At 58.5% G+C, this 26,872-nt stretch carries 19 protein-coding genes, 1 tRNA gene and 1 pseudogene; 9 read left to right on the forward strand and 12 right to left on the reverse strand.

The genetic code is table 11. The annotated features are described in order from the left end of the window. Positions 1-44: 44 nt before the first annotated feature. The 7 genes from NDJ10_RS07285 to NDJ10_RS07315 all read left to right on the forward strand — a co-directional run bounded on the left by NDJ10_RS07285 (position 45) and on the right by NDJ10_RS07315 (position 9,410). Positions 45-899 carry a MoxR family ATPase gene (locus NDJ10_RS07285; protein ID WP_296160750.1) on the forward strand — a complete coding sequence of 285 codons (855 nt, stop codon included), beginning with the start codon at positions 45-47 and terminating at the stop codon, positions 897-899. 213 nt (positions 900-1,112) lie between these two features. Beyond that, positions 1,113-1,709 carry a GNAT family protein gene (locus NDJ10_RS07290; RefSeq protein WP_296160630.1) on the forward strand — a complete coding sequence of 199 codons (597 nt, stop codon included), beginning with the start codon at positions 1,113-1,115 and terminating at the stop codon, positions 1,707-1,709. Positions 1,710-1,715: 6 nt separating this feature from the next. Beyond that, positions 1,716-2,930 carry a VWA domain-containing protein gene (locus NDJ10_RS07295; RefSeq protein WP_296160632.1) on the forward strand — a complete coding sequence of 405 codons (1,215 nt, stop codon included), beginning with the start codon at positions 1,716-1,718 and terminating at the stop codon, positions 2,928-2,930. Beyond that, positions 2,927-4,741, forward strand: a complete 1,815-nt coding sequence (locus NDJ10_RS07300; RefSeq protein WP_296160634.1) for an autotransporter assembly complex family protein — start codon at positions 2,927-2,929, stop codon at positions 4,739-4,741. Before NDJ10_RS07295 ends, NDJ10_RS07300 begins: the two co-directional genes overlap by 4 nt. Then, entirely contained in the window at positions 4,741-8,595 is a 3,855-nt protein-coding gene (locus tag NDJ10_RS07305; protein ID WP_296160635.1) for a translocation/assembly module TamB domain-containing protein, read from the forward strand. Before NDJ10_RS07300 ends, NDJ10_RS07305 begins: the two co-directional genes overlap by 1 nt. 102 nt (positions 8,596-8,697) lie before the next feature. Next, positions 8,698-9,135, forward strand: coding sequence for a large conductance mechanosensitive channel protein MscL (mscL, locus tag NDJ10_RS07310; RefSeq protein WP_296160639.1), 438 nt, complete (start codon positions 8,698-8,700; stop codon positions 9,133-9,135). Between the two features lie 200 nt (positions 9,136-9,335). After that, positions 9,336-9,410, forward strand: a tRNA-Arg gene (locus NDJ10_RS07315). Positions 9,411-9,971: 561 nt separating this feature from the next. Here NDJ10_RS07315 and NDJ10_RS07320 read toward each other — a convergent pair. The 9 genes from NDJ10_RS07320 to NDJ10_RS07360 form a co-directional block, all read right to left on the reverse strand. Continuing rightward, entirely contained in the window at positions 9,972-11,897 is a 1,926-nt protein-coding gene (locus NDJ10_RS07320; protein ID WP_296160641.1) for a DUF927 domain-containing protein, read from the reverse strand. 28 nt (positions 11,898-11,925) lie between these two features. Then, positions 11,926-12,153 (reverse strand): AlpA family phage regulatory protein, encoded by a 228-nt coding sequence (locus NDJ10_RS07325; RefSeq protein ID WP_296160643.1) that lies wholly within the window; start codon positions 12,151-12,153, stop codon positions 11,926-11,928. A 376-nt stretch (positions 12,154-12,529) separates the two neighbouring features. Further along, positions 12,530-14,920, reverse strand: coding sequence for a DEAD/DEAH box helicase family protein (locus NDJ10_RS07330; RefSeq protein ID WP_296160645.1), 2,391 nt, complete (start codon positions 14,918-14,920; stop codon positions 12,530-12,532). Positions 14,921-14,922: 2 nt separating this feature from the next. Next, the gene (locus NDJ10_RS07335) at positions 14,923-16,107 is read right to left on the reverse strand and encodes a restriction endonuclease subunit S (RefSeq protein ID WP_296160647.1); all 1,185 of its coding nucleotides are present in this window, start codon (positions 16,105-16,107) and stop codon (positions 14,923-14,925) included. Continuing rightward, positions 16,104-17,285 (reverse strand): PDDEXK nuclease domain-containing protein, encoded by a 1,182-nt coding sequence (locus tag NDJ10_RS07340; RefSeq protein WP_296160648.1) that lies wholly within the window; start codon positions 17,283-17,285, stop codon positions 16,104-16,106. The genes NDJ10_RS07335 and NDJ10_RS07340 overlap by 4 nt, the downstream gene beginning before the upstream one ends. Continuing rightward, the gene (locus tag NDJ10_RS07345) at positions 17,282-19,084 is read right to left on the reverse strand and encodes a class I SAM-dependent DNA methyltransferase (protein ID WP_296160649.1); all 1,803 of its coding nucleotides are present in this window, start codon (positions 19,082-19,084) and stop codon (positions 17,282-17,284) included. Before NDJ10_RS07345 ends, NDJ10_RS07340 begins: the two co-directional genes overlap by 4 nt. A gap of 27 nt (positions 19,085-19,111) precedes the next feature. Beyond that, entirely contained in the window at positions 19,112-21,511 is a 2,400-nt protein-coding gene (hsdR, locus tag NDJ10_RS07350) for an EcoAI/FtnUII family type I restriction enzme subunit R (RefSeq protein ID WP_363318693.1), read from the reverse strand. Between the two features lie 24 nt (positions 21,512-21,535). Next, positions 21,536-21,859, reverse strand: a complete 324-nt coding sequence (locus NDJ10_RS07355; RefSeq protein ID WP_296160654.1) for a MarR family transcriptional regulator — start codon at positions 21,857-21,859, stop codon at positions 21,536-21,538. Positions 21,860-22,764: 905 nt separating this feature from the next. Further along, positions 22,765-23,103, reverse strand: a complete 339-nt coding sequence (locus tag NDJ10_RS07360; protein ID WP_296160656.1) for a YegP family protein — start codon at positions 23,101-23,103, stop codon at positions 22,765-22,767. Between the two features lie 222 nt (positions 23,104-23,325). On the opposite strand from NDJ10_RS07360, the pseudogene NDJ10_RS07365 reads away from it, so the two are divergent. Beyond that, a pseudogene (locus tag NDJ10_RS07365) lies at positions 23,326-23,547 on the forward strand (tyrosine-type recombinase/integrase); the annotation flags it as partial. A 284-nt stretch (positions 23,548-23,831) separates the two neighbouring features. Next, positions 23,832-24,227 (forward strand): hypothetical protein, encoded by a 396-nt coding sequence (locus NDJ10_RS07370; RefSeq protein ID WP_296160658.1) that lies wholly within the window; start codon positions 23,832-23,834, stop codon positions 24,225-24,227. Positions 24,228-24,398: 171 nt separating this feature from the next. On the opposite strand, the gene NDJ10_RS07375 is transcribed toward NDJ10_RS07370, so the two are convergent. From NDJ10_RS07375 to mscL (NDJ10_RS07385), 3 genes are all read right to left on the reverse strand, one after another. After that, on the reverse strand, positions 24,399-25,214 hold the full coding sequence (locus tag NDJ10_RS07375) for a mechanosensitive ion channel family protein (protein WP_296160660.1): 816 nt from the start codon (positions 25,212-25,214) through the stop codon (positions 24,399-24,401). 251 nt (positions 25,215-25,465) lie between these two features. Further along, positions 25,466-26,152: a DUF4197 domain-containing protein gene (locus NDJ10_RS07380; protein ID WP_296160662.1), complete on the reverse strand. Its 687-nt coding sequence runs from the start codon at positions 26,150-26,152 to the stop codon at positions 25,466-25,468. 113 nt (positions 26,153-26,265) lie between these two features. Further along, the gene (mscL, locus tag NDJ10_RS07385; protein ID WP_296160663.1) at positions 26,266-26,694 is read right to left on the reverse strand and encodes a large conductance mechanosensitive channel protein MscL; all 429 of its coding nucleotides are present in this window, start codon (positions 26,692-26,694) and stop codon (positions 26,266-26,268) included. Between the last annotated feature and the right edge of the window lie 178 nt (positions 26,695-26,872).

A 26,872-nucleotide genomic window follows, 5' to 3' on the forward strand; every position in this document is an offset into this window, starting at 1 on the left:
ACAAAGTGCATTTCTTAAATTGCTAAATGTCAATGAAAAATACCCTGAAATTCCAAGGTACCCACAACTATGTCGCCACGGACGACCTGATGCTGTCGGTGAACGCAGCCATCACCTTGCAACGCCCGTTGCTCGTCAAAGGCGAACCCGGCACCGGCAAAACCATGCTGGCCGAAGAGGTGGCCACCGCACTGAATGTGCCCTTGCTGCAATGGCACATCAAATCCACCACCAAGGCGCAGCAGGGTTTGTACGAATACGATGCGGTCAGCCGTTTGCGCGACTCGCAACTGGCCGATGTGGACGGCGGCGAACGCGTCAAAAACATCCACAACTACATCGTCAAAGGCGTGCTGTGGCAAGCCTTTACCGCCGAGCAACCGGTCGCCCTGCTGATTGACGAGATCGACAAGGCCGACATTGAATTCCCCAACGACCTGTTGCGCGAAATCGACCGCATGGAGTTTTACTGCTACGAAACCCGCGAACTCGTCCGGGCCAAGCATCGCCCGCTGGTCTTCATCACGTCCAACAACGAAAAGGAACTGCCCGACGCTTTTTTGCGGCGCTGCTTTTTCCACTACATCAGGTTCCCCGACGCGGCGACCATGAAGCAGATTGTGGACGTGCACTTCCCCGGCCTCAAGGCCGAGTTGCTGAGTGCCGCCATGAAAACCTTTTTTGACGTGCGCAACTTGCCGGGCCTGAAAAAGAAACCGTCCACCAGCGAGTTGCTCGACTGGCTCAAGCTGCTGCTGGCGCAGGACATTCCGCTGTCGGCCCTGCAAACCCAGGACGACAAGGTGGCGGTGCCACCGCTGGTCGGCGCGTTGCTGAAAAACGAACAGGACGTGACCCTGTTTGAAAAACTGGTGTTCATGCAGAGCCGCAATCGGTAAGTGGTGTTGCCCATGGTAAAGCCCTCGGAGCCTGCGAGTGGACACACAGTCCAAGAACATGGGGTGCGTCACCCGCGCGGCAGGCCCACTGGGCAGCTTCCTCATACTGGGGTACCAGAAATCGTCAGCCGCCCAGTGGGTCTGTCCCGCTCACCGCTCTGACCCATCAATACCAAGGCACCTCTGCTTGAAAAATGACAGATGGAGAAAACCATGGCTTTTGTCGAACCGGTCACCCTGACACAAAACGGCATCACGCTGAGCCCTCTGAGCCTGGTGCACGAAGACGGCCTGCGCCAGGCTGCAGCGGATGGCGAGCTCTGGAACATTCGGGTCACCTCGGTGCCCGAGCCAGAAAATACCCGCCAATACATCGAAGATGCGCTGGCCATGCGCGAGGCCGGCAACCGTTTTGCGTTTGCTGTCACAGAGACCGGCACCGGCAAAGTACTGGGTTGCACCAGCTACCACGACATCATTCCCGCTGTCAAACGTGTCGAAATCGGCTACACCTGGTATGCCAAAAGCGTACAGCGCACGCACGTCAACAGCACCTGCAAGATGCTGTTGCTGACGCACGCGTTTGATACGCTGGGCTGCCACGTGGTGGGCTGGCGCACCGACAACTTCAACTTTGCCAGCCAAGCCGCCATCGAACGACTCGGTGCCAAAAAAGATGGCATCATCCGTGGCCACGCCCTGCGCCGCGACGGCACCATCCGCGACACCGTGATGTACAGCCTGCGGGCTGGCGAATGGCCCGAGGTCCGGGCACAGTTGCAGTACCTGCTGGATAAACCACGCCCCTGACGTCCCATGCTGATCGACTTCTTTTACACCCTGCGCGCAGCCAAACTACCGGTTTCGGTCAAGGAATTCCTGACCCTGCTCGAAGCGCTGAAACTCGGTGTGGTCGGGCCCAAGACGGCCCGGTCCAACGACGACAGCAACAACCCCATCGGCTACAAGATTGACGATTTTTATTTTCTTTCCCGTGCCACCCTGGTCAAGGACGAAAAGCATTACGACAAGTTCGACAAGGCTTTTTCTGCCTACTTCAAGGGCATCGAGTTGGTGACCGATTTCACCCAGGACGTTCCGCTGGACTGGCTGCGCCAGACCCTGGAAAAGCACCTGAGCCCCGAAGAAAAAGCCGCGATCGAAAAGATGGGCTGGGACGAGCTCATGGAGACGCTCAAAAAACGGCTGGAAGAGCAGAAAGAACGCCACGAAGGCGGCAGCAAATGGATTGGCACCGGCGGCACCAGCCCCTTTGGCCACGGTGGCTACAACCCGCAAGGCATCCGCATTGGCGGTGCCGGTAAAAACAAAAACGCGGTGAAGGTGTGGGAGCAGCGCGCCTACAAGGATTACGACGACAGCCAGGAGCTGGGCACGCGCAACATCAAGGTGGCGCTGCGCCGCCTGCGCAAGTTTGCCCGCGAAGGCCATGTGGAAGAGCTGGACCTGCCTGACACCATCCGCGCCACGGCCGCCAATGCCGGCTACCTTGACATCAAAATGGTGCCGGAGCGCCACAACAACGTCAAGGTGTTGCTGCTGATGGATGTGGGCGGCACCATGGACGAGCACATTGCGCGGGTCGAAGAGCTGTTTTCAGCCGCCAAAACCGAGTTCAAGCACCTGGAGTTTTATTACTTCCACAACTGCGTCTATGACTTCATGTGGAAAAACAACCGGCGCCGCTATGCCGAAAAATTTGCCACCTGGGACATCATCCGCAAATACAACAAGGACTACAAGCTGATCTTCATCGGCGACGCCACCATGAGCCCGTATGAAATTTTGCAGCCCGGTGGCAGCGTCGAATACAACAACGAAGAGGCCGGTGTCGAGTGGCTGGGACGCCTGACCAGCGCCTTCCCCCGCTTTGCCTGGATCAACCCTGAACCGCAGGGCGTGTGGCAATACCGCCAGAGCATCAGCATCGTGCAGCAACTCATGAGCCAGCGCATGTTCCCGCTCACCCTCAAGGGGCTGGAAGACAGCATGCGACTGCTGAGCAAATGAAGCGCTGTTGTCTGACCGTCGCCCTGATGCTGTTGTTACCTTGGGTCGTGGCCGCAGAACCGGCGCTGACGGAACCCAGCGACATGCGGGTCAGGCCGGCCTTTGTGCTCAATATTGAGGCACCAGATGACATCAAGGATCTGCTCACGCGCCACCTGGAACTGCAGCGCTACCGCGAGCTGACCGACCTGAGCGATGACGAACTGGCGCGCCTGATGCGCCAGGCACAGGGGGACGCACGCCGGCTGCTCGGCACGCTGGGCTATTTTTCGCCGGTCATCGCCATGGCGGTCGAAACGGCTGTTGCCGGTACGCGGGTGGTCAACATCACGGTTACACCCGGTGCAGCCACGCGCATCGAACAAGTCACGATTCAATTTACCGGTGCCATTGCCAGCGACGCGCTGGCCACCGCCCAGCGCGAGCAGATCCAGGACAGTTGGTCACTGCGCGCAGGCAGCCGCTTCACCCAGAATGCCTGGGATGCGGCCAAGCAACAAGCCCTGCGCCAACTCACCACGCTGCGTTTCCCGGCCGGGCGCATCGGCGCCTCGCTGGCCGAGATTGACCCCGAAACCCGACAGGCGCACTTGCAGCTCACGCTGGACTCCGGTCCTGCCTATCGCATGGGGGAACTGAGCATTGAGGGTTTGCAGCGTTATGACATGGCGCTGGTGCAACGCCTTGCCCGTCTCAGCCTGGGGGACGATTACAGCCAGGCCGAGCTGGTGGCGGCCCAGCAACGCCTGTCCGACAGCGGCTACTTTGACTCGGCCTTTGTTTCTCTGGACACCAGTGCCAACCCGGATGCGGCCCCGGTGCAGGTGAAACTGCGCGAAGCCCGGCTGCAAAAACTGGTGCTCGGTATCGGTGCCAGCACCGACAGCGGGCCACGGCTGTCGGCAGAGCACACCCACCACAAAGTACCCGGCATCGGCTGGCGTGCGCAAAGCAAGCTGCAACTGGACCGTGAAACCCGCGCCATCGGCAGCGAGTTGAGCGCCCCACCCGACCCATCCAATTGGCGCTGGGCGGTCTCTGGTTTGCTGCAAAACCAGCAATTGGGCACACTGGATGTCACCAGCCAGCGTTTGCGTGGCGGGCGCAAGCAAAATAATGAACGCATCGATCGCAACCTGTATGTCCAGTACGACCGCGCCGAAACAGTGGACACCGACACCACACAACCCGTCATCGCCCAGTCCCTGAGCGCCAACTACGCCTTTACCGTGCGCAACTACGACAGCCTGCCTTTCCCATCAAGCGGCTGGGGTTGGGGCGCCGAGGTGGGCGGGGGCACCACTCTGGGCAGCGAGCGCCAGGCCTACACCCGCTTGCTGACCCGCTGGCAGGGGTTTTGGGGACTGGGCCAGGAAGGCAGCACCCGCGCCAGCGCTGGCCGCCTGGCAATGCGCGCCATGGCGGGCGCCGTGATCGCCAAAGACGGCATCAACCTGCCCAGTACCCAGTTGTTTTTGGCGGGTGGTGACAACAGCGTGCGCGGCTATGGCTTCAATGACATCGGTGTGACGTTGGCCGACGGCAGCATCACCGCAGGGCGTTACCTGGCTACGGGCAGCTTGGAGTGGCAGCGCCCGATCCGGCTCGATGGCAAGCCGAGCGACTGGGAAAGCACAGTGTTTGTGGACGCCGGGGCCGTGGCCAACAAGCCAGCCGAGCTCACAGCCAAGGTCGGCGTGGGTGTCGGCGCACGCTGGAAAAGCCCGGTCGGACCGCTGCAGATTGACCTGGCTTACGGTGTCGATGTTCAGCGTTTGCGTTTGCACATGAACCTGGGCTTTACCTTCTGATGAACGCCCTGCGCCTGGGTCTGAAACTACTGGCCGCGTCACTGCTGACCATGCTGGCGCTGACGGCGGCACTGTGGCTATGGAGCGGCGCCAGCGACTCGCTCGCGACCCTGCTGACGCGCTTGCAGCGTTTCTTGCCGGCCGGACAAACGCTGGAGGCCAAGGGTGTGCAGGGTTCGCTGCGCGCGGGCGGTCACATCGACTGGCTGCGCTGGCGAAGCGGCGCGCTCAGTGTGGAAATGCAGGACATTGGCATCGCCTGGACACTGGCCCCCCTGCTCAACAAACAACTGCGCCTGAGCGAGCTTAGCATCGCGGCCCTGACCGTTGACGACCAGCGCCCCAGTGCCAACGCCGGCCCCCCCACGCCACCCACCGATTTGCGTCTGCCAATCAACGTGGATGTGCCGTTCAAAGTCGCCAGCCTCAACTGGACCGGCAGCACCACGCTGCAGATCACCGGGGTCAGCGGTCACTACCGGTTTGACGGTCAAAACCACACCCTGGAACAGGGGCGCAGCCTGGTTTCGGCCGGAAATTACCAACTCAGCGGCCAATTGCAGGCGACCGCTCCGATGGCACTGACGCTGCAAGTCCAGGGGTTGGTGCAAACCACCCTGCCATCCAGCCCGCAGCCCTTGCTGGTCGCGGCGACGGCCCAGATCACGGGCGAGCTGGACGGGCCGGATGCGGCGCTGGCCTTGCAGGCCAGCTTGAACCCGGAGGCAGCCGCTGGTCCGACTGCGCGGCCCGCCTCCTCAGAAGCCATGCACGCCGAGGTGTCTGCACAAATCAGTCCCTGGCAGGCCCAGCCCCTGACCCAAGCCCAGGCCCGCTGGCAAGCGCTGGATCTGGCGGCACTGTGGCCTCAGGCGCCGCAAACCCAGCTCAGCGGCGAGGCCAGCGTGACACCGCACGCCGCGGCCTGGCAGGGCCTGATCAAACTAGCCAACGCCCGACCCGGCCCATGGAACCAGCAACGCCTGCCGTTTGACAGCTTGCAGGCCAGTTTGACCTATGACCATGGTCAATGGGCACTGCAATCCGTCCATGCCGAGGGCGCTGGCGGCAGCATCACAGGTGCAGGCCAATTCAAGGCCGGCCAGTGGCAAGGCAAGACCAGCCTGAACAAGCTCAATCCCGGTGCCATCGACTCGCGGCTGGCCAATGCGACCATAAGCGGCGAGCTGCAGGCCGAGCAAACCTCCAAGGGCATTGCCTTCAAAGCGCAGTTGGCAGCAGCCCCCAGCAAGGGCAAATCAGGCAAAGCCAGCCAGCTCGCGACCCGTCTGCACGCCCTGCAGTTGCAACACCTGCAAGCGCAAGGCGTGTGGGCAGCCCCCCATTTGACCCTGAGCGCGCTCACCATTGATGCGCAGGACGCGCACCTTGAGGGCAGTCTCGCCTACCACCAGGACACACGGGCGACGCAAGGCAAATTGGCCTTGAACCTGCCCGGCCTGAGGGCCGACCTGGACGGCCGCCTGGCCAGCCAGGAAGGCCAAGGCACACTGGCGATCAACATGACGGATGCCAGCCTGGCCAGCCAATGGCTCAAGCGCTGGCCGGCGGTGGCCAGCGCCTTGCCGGACACCCGCCTGGGTGGGGCGGCCCGTCTCGATGCCCGCTGGCAAGGTGGTTGGCAACAGCAGGGGCGAACCCTGTTCATGGATGCCAGACTGCGTGCGCCACAACTGGTCTGGCGCAGCAATCCAGCCAGCCAAGGGGCTACACCCGACGAGGGGCGGCTGCTTGGGCTTGAGGCTGACCTGTCTGGCACCCTGCCCGCCCTGACATTGCGCACCCAGGGCCGTGCCGACATCGGCGTTCGCCAGTTGGATTGGCAAGCGCAAGCCAGGGCCGGATGGCGCAAGGCTGGCCACTGGCAAGGCAGCCTGGATCAACTCAAACTCACGGCCAGGGACGGCAAGCAGCCAGGACTTTGGACATTGCAGGCGGACACCGGCAACAACCCGCCCGTGATGCTGGACTGGCTAACCAGCAGCCTGGAGCACACCCTGACCTTGTCGGCCGGTAGTGCCCGGCTGCAAGGTCCTCAGCCAGAAGAGGCCCGCCTGAGCTGGCAGCCCATGCGCTGGTCACAGCCGCTGGCCCAGGCCGCAAAACAATCCAGCTCCCAAGCACAGTGGTACAGCCAGGGCCGGATCAGCCACCTGCCGCTGGCCTGGCTCGAAGCCCTGAGCGACAAGACCATGGCCGACCTGGGTTTGAGCAGCGATCTGATTCTTGGCGGCAGCTGGGAGGCCAGGCAAACCGATGCCTTGCACCTGAGCGCCACGCTGGAGCGGATCTCGGGCGACCTGCGCCTGCGCGCCGATCAAAACCGCCAGGATGCCTTACCCGCCGGCATGCGCGAAGCCCGGCTGGAAATCAACCTCGACGCCGGCGCCCTGTCGAGCAGCCTGCGCTGGGACAGCGTGCGTGCCGGTAAGGCATTGATGGCCTTCAGTACCCAACTCCAGCCGCAGGGTAACGGCTGGCGCCTGGACCAGCAGGTACCGATTGGCGGCAGCCTGCAGATCCAGATGCCCCCCGTGGACGCCTGGTCGGTATTGGCACCACCCGGCTGGCGCCTGCGCGGCACCATGGATGCCAACATCACGCTCTCCGGCACCCTGGCCTTGCCCCAATGGGATGGCCGCTTGCAAGCGCGTGACCTGGCGGTGCGTTCGGTGGTGGACGGCATCGACTTCAGCCAGGGCAGACTCAGCGCCCGGCTGCATGGGCAACAAATGGACATTGAAGAATTCACCTTGCAGGGCGCTGCCACCTCAGCGGGGAGCGGTGGCGAACTGACGATGACCGGCTCGGTGTTCTGGCTGGCCAGCAAGACCGAAGCCGATTTTTTGTCGCACCTGTCGATGGCACTGGATGTACAAGCCAAAGCCTTGCGCCTGAGCAACCGGTCCGACCGGCGCCTGGTGGTCTCTGGCAAATTGGCGACCCAGTTGAGGGATTCCCGCTTGACACTGCGTGGCAATTTGGCCGCCGACCAGGCACTGATCATGCTGCCCGATGACAGCGCGCCACAACTCAGTGATGATGTGCTGGTGCGTGGCAAGACAGCCAAGGTACAAACACCTGTCGCACCGGACAAAACCGCCAGCCCGGACCCGCACCTTGTGACCGACTTGCTCATCGAACTTGATCTCGGCCCCGACTTTCAGATGCGGGGCCGCGGCCTGGACACCCGGCTCGCCGGCAAGCTGTCGCTGCACGCCATTGACAGGGAACGTCCCAACCTGACCGGTACGGTGCGCACGGTGCGCGGCACCTACCGGGCTTATGGCCAGCGTCTGGATATTGAGCACGGCATCGTCCGTTTTGTCGGCGCGGTCGATAACCCGATGCTGGACATTCTGGCGATTCGCCCCCAACTCAGCCAGCGGGTGGGGGTGCAGGTGAATGGCACGGCACTGTCTCCCATCGTGCGGCTGTACGCCGAACCTGACCTGCCGGAGGCCGAAAAACTGGCCTGGCTGGTGCTGGGCCGCTCTGCCAGCGGCCGTGGTGGTGAGGCCGCCTTGCTGCAGCAGGCGGCGCTGGCCTTGCTCGGTGGCAGCGGCCAGGGACCGAGTGCCAGCCTGACGCAGGCGCTGGGGCTGGATGACTTGAGCTTCAGTGGCAGCAATGGCCGCGACACCGCCTCGGGCGCCACGGTCACGATCGGAAAACGGCTCAGCAAGGATTTTTACGTGGCTTATGAAAACGGCCTGGCGGGTACCATGGGTGTTTTCACCATTTTTTATGATCTGTCCCGGCGCCTGACACTGCGCGCCCAGACCGGCGAGCAAAGCGCCGTCGATCTGATCTGGACCTTGCGTTACGACTGAGCCACCCAGCCCAGAATCGCACAGCCAGTTCTGGTGTATTCTTCCACTTGCGATGAGTTGCTACAGGAAATTATTGTCCACACTATTTAATGAAAGCATCACATGAGTATTGCATCTGAATTCAAAGAGTTTGCCTTGAAGGGCAATGTCGTCGATCTTGCGGTCGGTGTCATCATTGGTGCCGCATTCGGCAAAATTGTCGATTCAATCGTCAAAGATCTGATCATGCCGCTGGTTGGCAAAGCCGTGGGCGGCCTCGATTTTTCCAACTACTTTCTACTGCTTTCCGACCCGCCTGCTGCATTTAATGGGCCAATGACCTATGAGGCGCTGACGAAAGCTGGCGTGCCGCTATTCGCTTACGGGAACTTCATCTCTGTGGCTGTGAACTTCTTGATCCTGGCGTTCATCATTTTCATCATGATCCGCCAGATCAACCGCATGAAGAAAGCAGCGCCACCGGCGCCTGCTGCGCCACCACCGGCCACGCCGGAGGACATCGTGCTGTTGCGGCAGATTCGCGATGCGCTCTCAAAATAGTGCCATCGTTTGACAGTAGGTAACGCCGTTTTCTTCAGGGCCTGCAAAGTGAAAACTCTGCAGATGCGCTGAAGAAACGAGGGGGCCAACGAAAAAATTCACAAGGTCCCAGACCCCGATCACTTCAGAGTCTTCGCACCATCAATTTCCGGACAGGCAAAAGCCGAACAGCTTGGATTCAGCCGGTAAAATCAGGCATTCCCACCGTAGCACAATGGACAGTGCGCATGCCTCCTAAGCGTGAAATACAGGTTCGATTCCTGTCGGCGGGACCAGATTTGAAGCCGGATTGGTTTTTTACCATCCGGCTTTTTTATTTTCCCCTATGAAAACCTGCTTTTTGCGTTCAGTGACGTTCGCCATAGTTTGGCACGTTCCAGACAAACACGGGGGTACATTTGGGGGTATTTTTTAAACAATTGGGGGTATATGGCCAAGACGTGGGCCGTGACTCATTCGATTTGCCGGGTTTCCCCGGCTTAGCGCCTGATGCGCTCTCGCTGGCCAGGGCGCGAAGCTGGAGGAAACTTGCGCAAAAGTACCCCCAAATCGGGGGTACTTGCGGCACAAACTGGGGGTATTTTTGTCAGCATTCGCCAAGCTTCAGGGACGTTTTTCTTCGGGGTATAGACAAAAGAAGTGGGGGCACTGGGGGCAACTGTGGATAACTACCCTAACTGATTGTCAGTATTGACGAATTCTGCCCCCACCTTGACCGGGGGCACTTGGGCTGCAGTCAGTTTCAAGGGCTTTCGCTAACGCCCGGTCATTTGCGCCGCTTTGACCACCGGGATCGGCTGGCCATCAGGTTCATGGCACCTGCCATTTCGTGACGATCACAAATCAAGCGCAAAGATCCCAGGCGGTATGCGGTAACACCACGTATTGCCAATGCCAGGCAGGCGCGGTCTACAGTCGAATGCACGGCCTTTGTCGGGCATCAGGCAGCCATGATCGAGCAGCACACGGGCCACCATCTTATGGTCGAAGCCTTGGCAAACCTCGGCTTTGAATGTCTCGGACAGAATGAAATATTCAAAGCTCACACCCTCACCCAGCGTCGCCGGCATTCGGTCGCCAAACGCGGTGCCCAATTGCGAATTACCTTTGATGGGCTGACCATCATCGTTCAACATCCGCCGCACGCCCGCTCGGCTCAAAGTCTTGGGGGCCTGGTCATCGCTGCCCCGGTGCCACATGGCAAAGCGGCCCTCAGCGTTGAGCTCCAAGAATCGCCGCACTTGCCGCAACATGGTCACGATCTCGCCATTGCCGATGCCACCGCGGGCAGTCAGCCAGGCATTGAAGCAGCAACGAGCGGCACGTTCGCTCTCGCCCACTGACCAGCCGGTCAGTCCCGCCGCCGTTGCCATCTCGCCAGCGGCACCCACCAGTGCAAAGCGTGCACCCACCCGCTCAACCTGCCCGCTGCAATCCTTGGGGATCATCAATTGCGCCAGGGCGTCTGATGCGTTGTGAATGCCCGCCTTCAGGGTGTCGGAATGTTCAGTCAACCAATGCAGCCAGGCGCGGCCGGTGGCTCCGTACACCGTTTGGGTTTGCACGGTGATGTGCTTTGCAAAGGCTGCACCGCCTTCCTTGCCGTGCAGGTTTTCAAAGGCGCCCAGCCCGGCCCCGGCATCGGCGGGAATGTCGGCCATGCGCACTTCTTGCCCGGTGCGGGTGCGCTTCATGCCCTCGGCCATGTGATCTGACAAACCCACTTCGCCAGCAGACAGGAACAGCAGCCGCCATACCTGGCGGGCGCGTGGCGTGCCAGTGCGGGTGGCGCGGGCTTTGCCTTGTTCATTGGCCAGCATGTAGGCGCATTCGCCCGCCGTCTTGGGGTCGATCTGAGCCAGTTCGTCAAGAATCAGCAGCCCATCGCAGTGTTGCGCCGCCGTGGCTTCAAGTGCGTTGTCGGTGCTGCGCCAGCGCTGCAAATAGCTGGCACCACCGTAGACGCTGGCGGCCGCTTTCAGTGCCGTGGTTTTGCCGCTTGATGAATCACCCCGGTAATGAAACCCGCCACTCTCCATACCCGCCGGGCGCAGCAGTGGCCCGGCAAAAGCACACGCCACCGCAAAGGTCAGACGCGAATTGCCAACACACAAGGCGCCTACACGCACGCGCCATTGGTCGGGTGTGCCCTTGACGCGAAACGTGTTTTCCACCGGGTTGTCACTCTGAAAAACGATGCGCTCAGCATCATCGCCGATGGTTTCCTTTGGCAGCACAAAAGCGCGGCCATGCCAGCCGATGCGGTCGGTGCAGCTTGCAAAGCTTTCAGGCGTGCGAGTTTGAATGTAATGAGTCAACCGTGTGCGTGCGCGTTGCGTGGTAGCGATGCGCAGGCCCATGTTCAGCAGTGTGGCGCGGTACTCGCCGCCGTCAGCGCTGAGCATGCGAGCGGGCATAGCCCAGGTCTTGCGGTGCCCCAGCGGATCGGCAAAGGCCAGCAGGTAACCCCAGCCGCCGCCGTCCTGGTCGCGGGTCAACGCCTCAACATCCAAGCGGCTGCAAAGCCATTCAGGCGGTTTGCGTTTGCCGTCCTGGTCGGCACCGCAAAACCACACGCCGTTATCGTCAACCGTGAACGGGTCGAACATGCGTTCATAGTTGCTACCGTTGCAGCCATCATCCCCGCTGCCACCTGACGCATCACTGGGCACGCTGGCCTGGCGTGCAGTCGTACTGGCTCGCTTCGCTGGCATGACGCTGGTGAGCACCTGACCAGCCTGGTCTGCATTGATGGTGTCCATGACGCGTGTCCCGCAGTCCATGCGTCGATCATGACCGCTCGGCTGCTTGGATGCGCTCGGCAATCCATTGGTCGATCTTGGATGCTGGCCAGCACACGGCGCGTCGGCTCAGTTTCAGGGGGCGCGGGAATGCGGGTGGGTTGCGATTGATCATCTCGTAAATCGCTGATTTTTGAAGCCCGACACGTGCCACCACTGCGGGCAGGCGCAGCAGGGTTTCAGCGGGTGGTGCGGGCGGGTTTACTTGGGCTTTCATGTCTTTCCTTGCGTTGAAAACGTTAATGAACAGTGGAACGCTCTGTGGTCTGAAACCCCATTGGTCAACAATTCGCACGGTCTTCTGACCTGGCGATAGGGCACGGGGCACGTCGTTCGTCACCATCCATATACGTGCGATGCGCAAGTCCAGCTTGCCCGGCTTGGCAGCGGCCTGGTTCAGACCTGCCCGCTGGTGATCTGGCCGAGGTGCTCGATCATGGCTTGCAGGGGTGTCAGGCGGCTTGCCTGGGTGACTGCGCGCCTTGCTAAGCACCCAAACACACGTGGTTGGCCAAACGTGCTTGGTGGGTGTCAACCAAGATTGCAGGCAACGACGTGGGACATGTCAGGAATGGCGCAGGTCTCGCGTCAACTTACATCGGTTTTTCATTCATCCGGTAGCCCATCGCCCGGTATCCACGCTGGCGTTTGTCCCACATCCGCAGCAGCGCCGGGTGACCGGTGTCCACGAAGTCGATGATGCGCACGTCGGTCTTGGTGGCGTGCTCGCGGTGAAGTCGGCCTGCATATTGCTGCAACGTTCCCTTCCACGAAACTGGCATGGCCAGCACCAAGGTATCAAGCGGCGGATGGTCGAATCCTTCACCAACCAGCTTGCCAGTCGCAAGCAGAACACGCGGGGCATCGGGTGGCAGCGTATTGAGTTTCGCGATCAGGGTGGCGCGCTGCTTTTTGGCTATCCGCCCGTGCAGGACAAACAAAGATGGCACCTCGTCGCCCAAGGCCGTTTGGATGGCATCGAGATGTTCGGTGCGCTCGGTCAGCACCAATACCTTCCGGCCTTGTCCATAGGCATTGATGACTTCGGCGGCAATCGTGGCCGTTCGGGCTTGGTCAATGGCAAGGTGCCGGAATACATCCTGAATTCCAGAATCCGGAGGCAAGTCAATCCGCGAGTGCAATGTGCACGGCGTGACAGCCAGGTCGTGCGGCGCACCCGAGGGCTTGGCGGCGGTGTGGCGAGTTGGCCCGCATTGCATGAAAATAATCGGCTGCTGGCCATCGCGGCGAATCGGTGTTGCCGTCAAGCCGAGCACGTATTTGGCTTTGGCCTGCTTCAAAATCGCATCGAATGACGCCGCGCCGACATGATGGCATTCGTCCACAATCACGTGACCGTAGTTTTCGACCAGCAGATTCACTTCTCCCTGGCGCGACAATGATTGCATCACCGCGATATCGACTTTGCCTGTCGGCTTGACCTTGCCGGCACCTATGGTGCCAACCACGCCTTTGCCAACACCCAAGAATGATTGCAAGCGCTCCTGCCATTGTTTGAGCAGTTCGGTTCGATGCACCAGCACCAGCGTGTTGACGCCACGGCGCGCAATCATCGCAGCAGCCGTGACTGTTTTGCCAAAGGCCGTCGGCGCGCACAGCACGCCTGCATCGTGATGCAGCATGGCGGTTACGGCGAATTCTTGATCCAGCCGCAAAGTACCGGCAAAAGCCACGTCCAGCGGCGAACCTACGTATCGCTCGTCGATCAGCTCGCAGCCAATGGCGTTGTCACGAAGTAGCTCCAGCGCAGCATCCAGGCAGCCACGTGGCAATGCAATGTGATTGGGATAGTTTTCGGCGCAGCCGATGATGCGCGGTTCATCCCACACAGAGAAGCGCATCGCCTGTTTCTTGTAAAACTCCGGATTCTGAAAGGCCGCCAAACGAATCAGTCGGTTGGCCAGTGACTGCGGCAGTTGTGACTTCTCAAAATAGACCAGGTTGGCCAGTGTTACCGTGAGCGATTTCGGCATCAACCCGACCAGCTTCTTGCTGGCGGATGCGGATCGTTTCCACGGCTCCTTTTGATCTTCCTCATCGATGAACGTGACATCGAGTGGGTGCGCATTGCCCGTCGCCCGCAGGATAGTGGGTTCGATATCGTGTGCAGGCATCGGCACGACGGCAGCCAGAAACGCCCATTGATCCCGGTACGGTCGCAGGTCAGCATCGACGAACACACTGAACCCCTTCTCACGCGGATGCTTCTGCAGTGGCAGCGCGATCAGATTACCGAAACCGCCTTTGGGCATTGAATCCTGATTGGGGAACAAACGGTCGTAGGATTCGAGCTTGAGTTGGCGGGTGCGGGCGCAGGTGTGGCTGATGATGGCTGTGCCGAGTCGGCGCGCATCACGTGCAGACACGCTACCCGAGAAGAAAACCCACGCGTGTGCACCGTTGCCGGAGCGCGAAATCTCGAGGGCGACCGGCACGCCCAGTTCGTGACACGACTGGTAAAACGCACTGGCATCCTCCCGCCATTCCGCCTCGTCGAAATCCGCGGCGAGGAAATGGCAGGTGTCATCGGCCAGCAGCGGATAGACGCCAATGGTGCGTTTGCCTGCGAGATGCTCGTAGATCACCTGATCCGACAACGGAATCAGCAGACGGTTGTTGCATTCCCCGCATTTGATACGCGGCTTTTCGCAAACACCGGCCAGCCACTCATTGCCACAAGCCGGTGCGTAGCCGGACTTGCCGGTTGTTTTGCTTTCCCAGCGGATGGGGTAGACATCCGTGCGGCCACAAAACAGCCGACGAAACAGCGCCACTTTTTCGGCGGTGGAAAGACGGGATGGTTCCGGCTCCGGGACGGGCGGCGTTGGTTCAGGCGGAATTGGCTGATGCGTCAAACGCCATTCGATACCGTGACTGTCCAGCAGCGCGATCAGTCTGGCGTTTTCGGTTTGCAGCGCCGTGAGCGGATTGGGAATGTCTGGGCCGTGCTGAACAAACTGCATCGTCAGGCCGGTTCCGAAAATACACGTTCCAGCGTCGCGGGCAGCAGCGCGGCATTGGCGGCGCGGATGGCGGAGTGTTTGGCTTTGAGTGCGGTGATGTCGGTTTGCAGGCGATCGAAGGTTTGTTGCGTGGCCAACGACGGAGTGGGCACTTCGATTTTCCCGAGATTGCCCAGACTCAAAGTTCGATTTCGGTCAGCGGTGCCTGGCGATGCAAAGCCGATTTTCTCCAGGCCGTCTTCGCTCAAAAGGTAGTAGGCAAGAAATCCGGCTGTGGCCAACTCAGCATCGGGAACGCAAGCAATGTAGCGATGAGATGCGATACATCCATCGTGTATCTCTCTTGCAACCCCAATAGCCCCTTCCCAAGCCTTGATGTTGCTGAGAACCAAATCGCCAGCCTTGATCCAAACGGGCTTTTGCCATGTCGCTTCAGCGCCATCGAAGTCAGGTTTAATGAACAAGCCCTTACCAAAGGAGCGCGCACCAAGCTCGCGGTAGCGCAGTGATATGTCGATCTCAACATTGCGGCGAACGACGGGTGCAACTTCCGCCATTGGCCGCAGCGGGGCATGGGCAATCGCATCGCGGAAGCGCAAGGCCAGAAGGTGTTCGGCATCGCGTTCGACGGCATCCAGATGCGCTTCAAGTTCACGGGTTTTCTCGGTCAGCTCCTTGAAATGCTGCACGACACGATCTTGGGTGCTTAAGGCTGGCACCGGTACCATAATTTTTGCCAACGATGTGGCGGTTAATGTCCGATTGCGAGCGACAGTGCCGGTGGATGCACCTACCAGCTTCACCATTCCTTCAGCGGTCTTGAAGTAGTGCGCCAGGAACGCTGGGTTGATGCGGCCGGGATCGCAGGCGCAAGTCAGCATGCGATGGTTGCCAATGCACCCATCATCTTCTGGCTTAGCCATTGCCACTGCCCCCTCCCACGCCATGATGTTGCTGAAGACCAGATCGTCTTGGTGGATGCGGTACAACCCTTGCCAGGTAAATTCGGCGCCCTTCAGCGTGCGGCGATGAAACGTGCCTTTGTGAAAACTGCGGACGCCGAGTTCGATGTAGGTGGTGTCTGGGTCAATGCTCACTTCGCGGCGCACCAAGGGGGCTACTTCAGCGAGTGTGAGATAGGGCGTATGGCTGTCTTGCCCCAACTGAACTTTCAGGCCGGATTTCATTCCGTGGCCTCCGTATCGCCCGCACGGCCTATACGCCGTGCCTCCAGTTCCCGCCGTGTCCTGTCCAGTTCGTCAGCTAACAGTTTTTCATCTGGCAGCACGGTCTGGTATTCAGCGGTCAATACTTTGGTAGACAATCCTTCCAGTGCGTAATGAGCTTCTGCCGAGCCCTTGCCAGCGCACAGGACCAGCCCCACCGGCGGGTTCTCGCCCGGCTTCATCCAATGCTCACGGGCGTAGTTCAAATACATGTGCATCTGCCCGGCATCGGCGTAGCTGAACTTGCCGATCTTGAGGTCGATGACCACCAGACACTTGAGCTGGCGGTGGAAAAACAGCAGATCGACGCGGAACCACGTATCGTCAAGACGCAGGCGGCGCTGGCGGCCAACGAAGCTGAAGTCGTCGCCCAATTCCAGCAAAAAGTCGGCCAGATGGTGAATCAATGCCTCTTCAAGCTCGGATTCGGAGTATTCGTCCTTGAGGTTGAGGAACTCCAGAACGAACGGGTCTTTGATGGCCTGCTCTGGTGTAACGACATCGTCCGGCTGGGCTGCTTCGGCCTTTTTCAGCATGGCGGCCTTGTTGCGCGAGAGGGCAATGCGTTCGTAGAACTGGCTGTTGACTTGCCTATCCAGTTGGCGCACCGACCAGCCGCAGCGCAAGGCTTCGGTTTCGTAAAAACGGCGGGCCATCTCGTTTTTGACCGAGAGCAATCGAACGTAGGCTGACCAGGGCAAGGGGAATGCTTTGGCAAGGGACGGCAGGTCAATGGAATTCCGAGACCGTGTCTCGAAATTGGCCAAGGCCAGAAATTCAACTGACGATGGCTGGGGGGTTGGAGAGACGGACGATTTGGCAGACGGTGTCTGCCAAATCTGTTCCGTTGGCCATGCCAAATAGAACAGGCGCATTTGTTGCAGATTGCGCCTACTGAACCCCGATCCAAAACGGGCTGACAAATCTTCTGCAAGACGCAAGAGTAAGGCTTCGCCATACTCCGCCCGCTCTTGCCCACCCTGCTCAAATTCGACAATACGGCGACCGATTTCCCAATAGCTGGCGGTCATCAGCGCATTGACGTTGCGGGCAGCCGTGCGACGGGCGGCTTCCAGCAAGGCGACGATGTCGCCATGCATGCCGCTGTAGTCGGCGCTGGGGTGCACAAGCTTGCTCATGCCTGCACCTCATTCACCAGCACTTCGATCTCACCCAGCAGGCGCATCACCTCGACCTCGTGGCCGCGCATACGGGCGATCAGATCTTTGGGGTCGGCGTGTTCCAAGCCTGCTTTGGCGTGGGGGTTTTTCAGGTCGAGGTTGTAGATTGGCCAGTAGAGCGCATCGCCTTCTGCCTGCGCCGATTTGGCCGTTTGTTCATGCACCTGTTGCTGTGCCTTGAGCGTGCGCAGGCGCTCCTGCAGCGCGGATTTATTGCCTTTTTCGGCGCTGATGTCCTGCTCAAGCTGGCGCAGCGGCTTGCCCAATGCCAACGCCGCTGTGTGTTCGGCTTCGGCGCGCTGCCAGTGGGGTGTGGCGGCGTCAATGGCGGCGCTGCGCTTGGCGGCGAAATCTATCTTCCAAGCTTGCGGGGTTTCTTGGCGGGCATTCCACCAAGCTTGCGCAGCGGCGAATTCGTCGAATTGCAAGGGGGCGGTTTTGCTGTATTTCTTGCGGCCTTCAGGCAGCGGCAACTCGTAGTACCAGATGGTATCGGTCGGGCCGCCGCGCTCGAAGAACAGCAGATTGGCCGGAATGTCTGTGTACGGTGCGAACACACCCTGCGGCAGGCGCACGACGGTGTGCAGGCGGAATTCCTTGAGCATTTCCTCTTTGATAACGGCACAGACACCATCGCCAAACAGGGTGCCGTTGGGCACCACCACGGCAGCCCGACCGCCGCGATCGGCGCCGAAACCGGCGACGCGCAGTTTGCGCATGATGTATTGCAGAAACAGCAGTGCGGTTTCTGCGGTCTGCATATTGGGAGGGAAGTTGGCTTTGATGCCGGCCTCTTCTTCTCCGCCGAAAGGCGGATTGGTGAGGATGACATCGACGCGCTCGCTGTGGCCGATTTCGCTGACGCGTCGCTCCAGTGTGTTGCCGTAGGCGATCTGCGGTGCTTCCAGACCGTGCAGCAGCAGGTTCATCTGTGCCAGCATATAAGGCAACGGTTTGGCTTCTTGGCCGTACAGGCTTGATCGTTGCAGGGCGCGACGCTCATCGGGTGTGCTCACTTGTGGCGCGATGTGATCGTAGGCTTCCACCAGAAAGCCGCCGGTGCCGCAGGCCGGGTCAAGCACGGTTTCGCCCAGACGCGGGTCGCTGACTTGCACCATGAAGCGCACAACCGGGCGCGGCGTGTAGAACTCCCCGGCATCGCCCGCCGCATCGCGCATTTCGCGCAGCATGGATTCGTACAGGTGCGAAAGGGTGTGGATTTCTTCGCTGGCACTGAAATGGATGCCGTGAATTTTGTTGACGATGTCGCGTAGCAGGTAGCCGCTGACCATGCGGTTTTGAACACCCTTGAAGACGTTGGCCACCACCTCGCGCTGGCTGCCTTTTTCGCTTTCGCCCGCCAGACTACGCAAATAGACGAACAAACCTGGACCGCTGCTACCGTTGGCGCGCACCGTTTGCTCCTGGCTAATGAAGGCCAGCAGTTCGTCGCCGGTGATGCCATCTTCGCGCGCCGCCCAATCACGCCAGCGGTAGGGTGCTTCGATGATGGGCTGGTAGGGCTTGCCATCCAGCTCGGCTTCTTCTTCGTGAGCGATTTCAAGGTCGTCGAGAAACTTGAGGAACATCACCCAAGTGAGCAACGGCAGACGATCCACATCGCCATTGAGGCCCTTGTCCTTGCGCAGAATCTTGCGCGCCGTACCAATCAGCGCGGACAGGTTTTCACGCGTGGTCAGTGCTGTTTTGGTTTTGCGCAGAACCCGTTGCTTCTTTTCTGTTGGGATTTTTGCCATTGAATGAGGTTCTCGGAATTGGGTTCGTTACTGGTAGATCGCTGTCTGCAGACGCGATACGGCGTCTTTCAAGCCTTTGACGCCACCAAAATAGCGGTTGGCAATCTCAGGCGGAGACCCGAAGCGATCGAAGGGCTGAATCTTCATCAGGTCGGACAGCGTGTTGAACTGGATGATGCCGCGCTCGATGTATTTGTCGAGCAGCAGCGATAGCACCTCGCGAGCAGTTTCGCCGTACTCACTGAACAGGTCCTGCGTGGCACGGCGAGCTTTATCTGCGCGCTGGCGGCGGGTGAGTAGTGGTGCGTTCCACGCCAGATGACACAGCAGATCAAAAGGATCGGCGTCGGGCTGGTCGCTACTGGCGGCCAGCTCTGCGAAGCTGATGCCGCGCTCGGTCAGTTCGCGCAGTACTTCAGTACGGGTGTCCGGGTTGGCCCACGCTGAAAGAAGCGCGTCGCGAGTGGGGTACATCGATCGCAGGGCGCGGCCGGAGTATTCGGTATAGCGAACGACCTGCAGTTTTTTGCCGTCGGTGTCGAGGTCATAGACCAGATGGCCGATGACTTCGACTTCGCCGCCATCAATGTAGAACTTGCGCGGTTCGACGGGCGGCTCGCTGACCATGAGGCCTGCGCCGGGGCCGATCTGTTCTTCTGTGGTCTCGTATTCCAGAGGCAAGTCTTCCGGCGAAGGTTCCGGTTCCGTCTCGGTAGCGCTGATCTGCTCGCCGGATTCGTTGACGATCACCTCTTCAATGCGTGCGGGATCGCCATCGAAATCCGGGTCGGCAAAATGGCTGGTGGCAGTGCCGGTGAAGTCGATGATGTTGAAGTATTCCTTTCCGTAATCGACCTTGAGTCGCGTACCGCGCCCGATAATCTGCTTGAACTCTGAGCGGGAGCCGACGACGCGGGCCAGCACGACGTTTTTGACCATCTCGGCATCGACGCCGGTGGTGAGCAACTGCGAGGTGGTGAGGATGACCGGCGTAGGTTTGTCTACATCCTGAAAGTGCGACAGATGCGTCAGCCCAATGGCCCCTTCATCTGCGGTGACGCGGCAGACGTAGTCGGGGTATTTTTTGACCAAGTCGCTGTTCAGGTTCAGCAGCTCCTGGCGCATTTCTGCGGCGTGCTCCTGATCGACACAAAATATCAGCGTCTTGGCAAAACGGTCTGTGCCCTTGAGAAAGTCCGTGAGGTGTTTGGCCATTGCCCGGGTACGCGAGCGCAACGCAACAACTCGCTCGAAGTCCTTGGTCTGGTATTCATCGTCAGGCACTTCGCGACCATACCGATCCATCTCGTCTTTGCTGGGCCGCCAGCCAGCGGCATCCACGGTGGTGATGACGCGGTGAACGCGGTAAGGCGCAAGGAAGCCATCCTCAATACCTTGTCGCAAGCTGTAGGTATAGACCGGGTTGCCGAAATAGTCATAGGAGTCACGCGACTCTTCTCGCAGTGGCGTTGCCGTCATTCCGAACTGCACCGCTGGTTCGAAGTAATCCAGCACAGCACGCCAACTGCTTTCGTCGCGACTCGAACCCCGATGGCATTCGTCGATGATGATCAGGTCGAAAAAATCTGGCCGGTACTGACGAAAAACTTCGTCATTGGCTGTGGTCAGCGCCTGATAGATACCAAAGTACATGTCGCGGCTCTGGCTGACATCACCACCGACGATCTTGTGACGGGCATCACCAAAGGGCGCAAACATCTTGGCCATCGGATCATCCACCAGGAGGTTGCGATCAGCCAGAAACAGAATTTTTGGGCGGCGGTATTCACCGGTGCTATTCCAGCGGCTGTGCCAGAGTTTCCAACACAACTGAAAAGCAATACAGGTCTTTCCGGTGCCGGTGGCGAGCGTTGCCAGAATCCGCTTCTGGCCGAGCAAAATGGCCTCGATCACGCGATGGATGGCTATCTGCTGGTAATAGCGTGGCACTTTGCCGGAAGCCAGATTGAAAGGCTCCAGGAGATGAGCCGTTGCCGACGCTGGCAATTGTGCCGCCGCCGTCAGCCGGGCAAATAGCTCGGCGGGCGTTGCGTAGCGCTCTACTTCCTGCTCGGTGCCTGTGGTGTAGTCGATTTCAATGATGCGATGACCGTTGGTGGCATAGGCAAACTTGAGGCCCAGGATTTCGGCATAGTCTCGGGCTTGTTGGACACCGCTCTCTGCCGGAAGGCTGATTTCTTTGGCTTCGACCACGGCCAAAGGAAAATCGCGGCGGAAATAGAGCAGGTAATCTGCCCGTTTTTGCTTGCCGCGCCGAACCTGCCCACCAGTTACGATGATCCGGCCATTGGTGAAGGTGCGCTGCTCGCCAATCGTATGAGGAGAGGCAGACCATCCCGCTTCAATCAATTGGGGGGTCACAAATTCGCGACAGGTATCTGCTTCGGTAATCACGCCTTCTCGCATCGCCCCCTTTGTCATTATTGCCCCTTAATCAATCAGAATCGTAAAACTGGTTGCCAGCGTAATCGGTTCGATTTCGCGTATGTTCTTCTTCAACGCCACCAGACCGTAACCCTCCATCATCCGCAGCGTGCGCGACAGGTTCGGCACCTGACGACCGGACAGTGCAGCCAGCTCGGTCAACGTCTTGGGCTTGGCATCACGAATGAGGCGTAACAGTGCCCGGTTGTCCTCCGAAAGCACGGCTGCCATCGTGGCCATCGACGGAAACCAAACAGTGGGAGCGTCCTTGCCCTTGGCTGTGACTTCCGACTCGCCGGGGCTGCGGATACCGACAACGCAGCGCTTCATCTAGTGTGACCTGATAGGGTTGGCATATGGAGTTCATTGTATCAATGTGGCACAACTACAGTCATAGTTTTGAGTTCTAAAACATATCGTTTGCGTTTGGATTCCTGATCAATCTAGTTTGTCGTAGTGGTGACGTTCAACTACGTAGCCACTGGTTGTGAAGAGCCAGTTGTGACCATAAAGTGCTCGCCCGAAACTTGACATTGCGACAATCAATAAATCAAGCTTCCATACAGCAGCCAGTCGTGATCGCGAAGAATGTGCCCATTGCCGACGATGACTTTCTGGAAATGCCTGCCCGATACCGGCTGTTGAACAGCTCAACTGATGGTCACCGGATTGACGGTGGGGTTCCACAAAGCGGCCTTTCAATTGACCACGACAGAACCGTATTGCTGACATTGGGGCCGGAAAATCGGAATTCGGTTGTGCAGCGCAAGCGGTCGGTCGCGGCGAAGGCTTGGATTTCATTGGGATTTCGTAACCGGTCATTGGCGTCACGGGTCCAATCACATCATTTTTCTGGCCTCACAAATCGTCACCGGTCATTCGTGGACGAGATCAGTTGTGGCCAGTATCGGTCGGCAGAGCAGTGGGAGCTGACATAGGTCTACTATTACCGCCGATAGTGATTTGACCAAGGGTGTCAGAAGTCAGTGATCACTCCATGCCGCGTGAGAACTAGCTGCTTGAGCAGGTTGCCGAGATTTTGCCGCTGATCAGTCAAAATCGGCATGGGTAGTCACATTGGTACCGGCGGCAACAGCTACTGGGCCAACTGTGGTTGCGCGCTTAGGCGATCACGAAGCCCTGTCGGTTGCGACAAGCCGTGCCCAATTCCCATATATAAGACCCAATGGCGGCCACCCAGCGTCTATGCCTCCGTGATCAGTGTCAGGGCGCTCTCATTTCCCTTCCAGCACTTTCGTCGGAGCTCCTGGGGCATTCGCCTTGACCGACGCGATACCGCCTTCCATTGCCTTGCTGGAAGAATACATTTCACTCTTGCCAAGGGTCTGTCCGTTGGCGGCCAACAACACGAAATACGGCGAATTATCCTTTGACAACTTGCGTTGGAAGCGTTCGTCAAATGCAGCGTTTTCCTTGACGGATGCAATGCCGTTTTCAGCGCTCACCTTGGTCGCATACCGCTCGCTTGTCAATATTACCTCGTGGTTCCCGGCCTTCAGGTTGAACATGAATTGGGCACCTGCCGAGGATTTGAGCTCGAAATAACCTGACATGGTGTATTCCTTTTAAGTTGGAGGGCTCAGTCTCTCACCAAAACGCCGGGAAGTAAACCCCCCTTCTTCATTCGCATTTGCGCTTCCTTCATGTTTAAGCGTGGTTGGCTTTGTCGACCACCAGCCGGCACCCTCATCAAAGAATTCAGCCTTGCGTACCTAAGCACGGGATCGGTCCAATGCGTAGCTGACTGACGTTCCAGATCAAATTCAGCAACCCACCTGATTGCCTATGTCGGTCACATCAAACACCAGACGGAACTGTCGCTGGCCTACGTCACGGGATTACAGGTGGGCGAGGTCGTCGCGCTCAAAGTCAGCGACATTGACAGCAAACGCATGACGCTGCGCGTGGAGCAAGGCAAAGGCCCCAAGGACCGGTACGCCATGATCTCTCCGGTCCTGCTAGAGCGCCTGCGCGTGTGGTGGCGCGTTGCACATGCCTAGGAATAGATGCTTCACGGTGGCTGGTTGTTTCCGGGTCTGGATCCACTGCAAAGCTGGAGTAACTATGAGCTGTGCATAAGGGTCTGAGGTCGGTAATGACTTGGAAAACTGTTTGGCGCAGCCTCCATCGTCCAGACCAGACCCAAAGCCAACCAGTCGCATTGAAATCTGGAGCGGTATATGATGCTGTAGCATGTCAATTATGTGACCGACACACGACTGCAACAAAATGTCCATAGACTTCACATTCTTGCATTTGACCCTATGGTGTTTCTGGAAAAATGAAAAGCAGATCGGCTAAACAGAGCATCGAGAAAGCTGACGCTCAGCCCGCGAACATCGACAATCTGCACGATTGGCGCTGTTTTGAATTGCTCCAAGCCGGCAGTACAGAACGCACCCATCACATTGTGGGCAGTATTTGCCGGGTTCAAGACGGCCACGATGCAAGACAGGGCTGCGTAACCAGTGCGTTGGTGTCAGTTGACCCCGATAGTCGTACTGTCTTGACTGAGAACGGCACGGTCTACAGATTAAGACACTGCAGCGACATCACACCCGACGCCTTCTACATTTGGCGGCGTTGGCAGCGTGCGACACAAGCCACCAATGTTGTCGATGTAACCAGCGACATCAATGCAGTCTTGGCGCCAAGTCCATCATTGCCGGTGGCATAAACTGCAGCAAGGAAGCTGAACAAGGTCAAGCCCGAGTTCAACGAAGAATCGGCTTGTCTGGACTTTTTTACCAACAGATGGCCAATCTAACCGCATCGTTCATACTGCTGACTGGATGCACTGTTTCCCGATGTTCCGCGCTGACACGCCCGATTTGTGCCTGAGCTCATGTCAGACCGGGTAGACCTTGACCGGGTGGGTAGCGACCGGGAAGCCCGCAGCACCTAGGGCATCAGCAATCGTCTTGTTGGTATCGAAATAGACTTGCCAGTAGTGCGCGGTATGACAATAAGGCCGCACCGCCAGCTTGGGACCAAACTCGTTGAATTCCAGGATCTCGACGTCGACCGGCGGGCTCGTGCTTGTGTTGGCCACCTTCGACACCTCTTGTTTCAACAGAGCAATCGCCTTGTGAACATCGGCACTGCCTGCGAGTTGCGCCACCAGTTCAACCCGCCGATAAGGATTGGCCGAGTAATTTTTGATATCACTGCCCATGATCTTGCCATTGCCGACGATGGTCTTGACGTTGTCTGGCGTGGTGAGCGTCGTGCCAAACAGACCCAGCTCTAGCACCGTACCTTCGACGCCGCCAATCATCACGTAGTCAGTCACCTGGTACGGGCGCAGCACCAGCAGGAAGATGCCTGCCGCAAAATTGCCAAGCAATCCGCTCCACGCCGCACCAATTGCCACTCCGGCACCCGCAACCAGGGCAGCAAATGACGTCGTCTCGACACCGAAGTAGCCCAGAATGGCGACCACCAGGATGATGTTCAGCGCGACCGTGATGAAGCTCACAAGGTAGCGCTGCACCGTTGGGTCCAGCTGTTGCCGGGTCATGGCGGCACCGACCAGCTTCGTCACCAGGCTGATTAGCCAGCGGCCCACCACAAAGACGGCAATGGCGCCGATAACCTTGAGGCCAAAGGCCACCAGAATGGGCTGTGCCTGATCCATCCAGGTGCTAATTTTTCCGGTGTCCATGAATTGCTCCATTCCAAAAAAAGGTGCGCCAATCATCTTTTCAAGCCGCCTGACCCGCCGTCTAATTCGGATACGGCCTTCAAATGCATCCCCTGCGCCGTACCGTGCAGCCTAGGCAAAACACCGTTCGCTTGTGTTGCTTATTGTCAATTGTTCAAACCATGCAGCAGCTTGACATAGGGAAGAATCAGCCCTGCTGACTGGCTCATCTCCACGTCAGATTCTGGAATATTTGGATGTCGATATGTTGATCACAGTGCACCGAAGACTTTCTTCAGCAAGCTGCTGCTTGCCCCCAGCGGGTTTGAACGCAAGGACTTTTCTTGTTCAGCAATCACTGCGAATAATCCATCCAGACTCTTCTGGGTCACATAACTGTCCAGATCGGCATTCTTCTGGTCGATCAGGCCGACGCTGGCGGCCTTTCCCGCGATGCTGTTGTACTTATCGCCAAGTTGCACTTTTTGCGTCGCCTTCTTGACGATGGGTCCGAACTTCTGTGTCAAAGCGTCGCTCGACGTTCGTCTGAAATACTGAGATACGCTGTCGTCACCACCAGTGAGAATGTCTTTTGCGTCTCTGACTGACATTTTCTTGATGGAATCCAACAGAATTGGCCCAGTTTGGGCGACAGCAGCTTCGGCCGCATGGTTCATCGTTTCGATCAGTTCGTCGGCCTGTTTTCCCATACCAAAAGTACGCAACAATCCTTCAACGCGATTGAGCGGATCTGGCAATGGGATTTTGACCTTGCTGTTGTCCAGGAACCCATTTTCCTTGCCAAGTGATGACACGGCGTATTTGGCGCCCGTCGTCAGTGCTTCCTTGACGCTGGCACTGGCATCACTGCTACTGATGTCGGACAGTCCTGCGGCTTGAATAAATGTCGTGGCCAGCCCGACACTCAGAGCAACAATGAATTTCGTGATCTTTTTCACAGGAGAGTCCTTTTAAAAGGTCGCCTTGGGTGGTTAAACCTCGGGTGTCAGGAATTGAATCAAGAATACAGCTAACCGATATTGGCAAAAATCAAATCTACAGATCGGAGGAATTACTTTGATAGCGCATCGCGAATCTGCCGCAACAGTACGATGTCTTCCGGCGTGGCCGGTGGTGGTGCAGTTGGCGATTCTTTCTTCATGCGGTTAATCTGTCGGATCATGATGAAGATGATGAATGCCAGGATCACGAAGTTCACAGCCACTGTGATGAAGTTTCCGTAGGCGAAGACCGGAACGCCAGCCTTGGTCAGTGCCTCATAGGTCATTGGGCCCTTGAATGCCGCTGGCGGGTCAGAAAGCAGAATAAAGTAGTTGGAGAAATCAAGACCGCCCACGACCCTGCCGACCAAGGGCATGATGAGATCTTTGACGATTGAATCAACAATCTTGCCGAATGCCGCGCCAATGATGACACCCACCGCGAGGTCAACCACATTGCCTTTCATGGCAAACTCTTTGAAGTCAGATGCAATGCTCATTTGATGCTTTCGTTAAGTGATGCGGACAATGTTTTTCGGTGACAGCACTTCATGAATCCCGATGCTTACAGAGTTGTTGTTTTTATCGATTATTCGGCGGACATTGTGGATCAATCAGCCATATAAAACAATGCGACGTAATGGTTACGCTTCGTTAGATTGTCAAAAAGCAACATGG

It is taken from the genome of Rhodoferax sp., from assembly GCF_023700745.1.
In the GTDB taxonomy this organism is placed as follows: domain Bacteria; phylum Pseudomonadota; class Gammaproteobacteria; order Burkholderiales; family Burkholderiaceae_C; genus Rhodoferax.

Bases quoted from the DNA above. Each gene is read 5' to 3' on its own strand.
- NDJ10_RS07340 (WP_296160648.1), bottom strand. From the start codon at position 17,285: ATGAGCAAGCTTGTGCACCCCAGCGCCGACTACAGCGGCATGCATGGC.
- NDJ10_RS07370 (WP_296160658.1), top strand. From the start codon at position 23,832: ATGAAAAGCAGATCGGCTAAACAGAGCATCGAGAAAGCTGACGCTCAG.
- NDJ10_RS07320 (WP_296160641.1), bottom strand. From the start codon at position 11,897: ATGGACACCATCAATGCAGACCAGGCTGGTCAGGTGCTCACCAGCGTC.
- NDJ10_RS07345 (WP_296160649.1), bottom strand. From the start codon at position 19,084: ATGGCAAAAATCCCAACAGAAAAGAAGCAACGGGTTCTGCGCAAAACC.
- NDJ10_RS07360 (WP_296160656.1), bottom strand. From the start codon at position 23,103: ATGTCAGGTTATTTCGAGCTCAAATCCTCGGCAGGTGCCCAATTCATG.
- NDJ10_RS07335 (WP_296160647.1), bottom strand. From the start codon at position 16,107: ATGAAATCCGGCCTGAAAGTTCAGTTGGGGCAAGACAGCCATACGCCC.
- hsdR (WP_363318693.1), bottom strand. From the start codon at position 21,511: ATGCGAGAAGGCGTGATTACCGAAGCAGATACCTGTCGCGAATTTGTG.
- NDJ10_RS07295 (WP_296160632.1), top strand. From the start codon at position 1,716: ATGCTGATCGACTTCTTTTACACCCTGCGCGCAGCCAAACTACCGGTT.
- NDJ10_RS07355 (WP_296160654.1), bottom strand. From the start codon at position 21,859: ATGAAGCGCTGCGTTGTCGGTATCCGCAGCCCCGGCGAGTCGGAAGTC.
- NDJ10_RS07330 (WP_296160645.1), bottom strand. From the start codon at position 14,920: ATGCAGTTTGTTCAGCACGGCCCAGACATTCCCAATCCGCTCACGGCG.
- mscL (WP_296160663.1), bottom strand. From the start codon at position 26,694: ATGAGCATTGCATCTGACTTCAAAGAGTTTGCCATGAAAGGCAATGTG.
- mscL (WP_296160639.1), top strand. From the start codon at position 8,698: ATGAGTATTGCATCTGAATTCAAAGAGTTTGCCTTGAAGGGCAATGTC.
- NDJ10_RS07375 (WP_296160660.1), bottom strand. From the start codon at position 25,214: ATGGACACCGGAAAAATTAGCACCTGGATGGATCAGGCACAGCCCATT.
- NDJ10_RS07325 (WP_296160643.1), bottom strand. From the start codon at position 12,153: ATGAAAGCCCAAGTAAACCCGCCCGCACCACCCGCTGAAACCCTGCTG.
- NDJ10_RS07290 (WP_296160630.1), top strand. From the start codon at position 1,113: ATGGCTTTTGTCGAACCGGTCACCCTGACACAAAACGGCATCACGCTG.
- NDJ10_RS07300 (WP_296160634.1), top strand. From the start codon at position 2,927: ATGAAGCGCTGTTGTCTGACCGTCGCCCTGATGCTGTTGTTACCTTGG.
- NDJ10_RS07305 (WP_296160635.1), top strand. From the start codon at position 4,741: ATGAACGCCCTGCGCCTGGGTCTGAAACTACTGGCCGCGTCACTGCTG.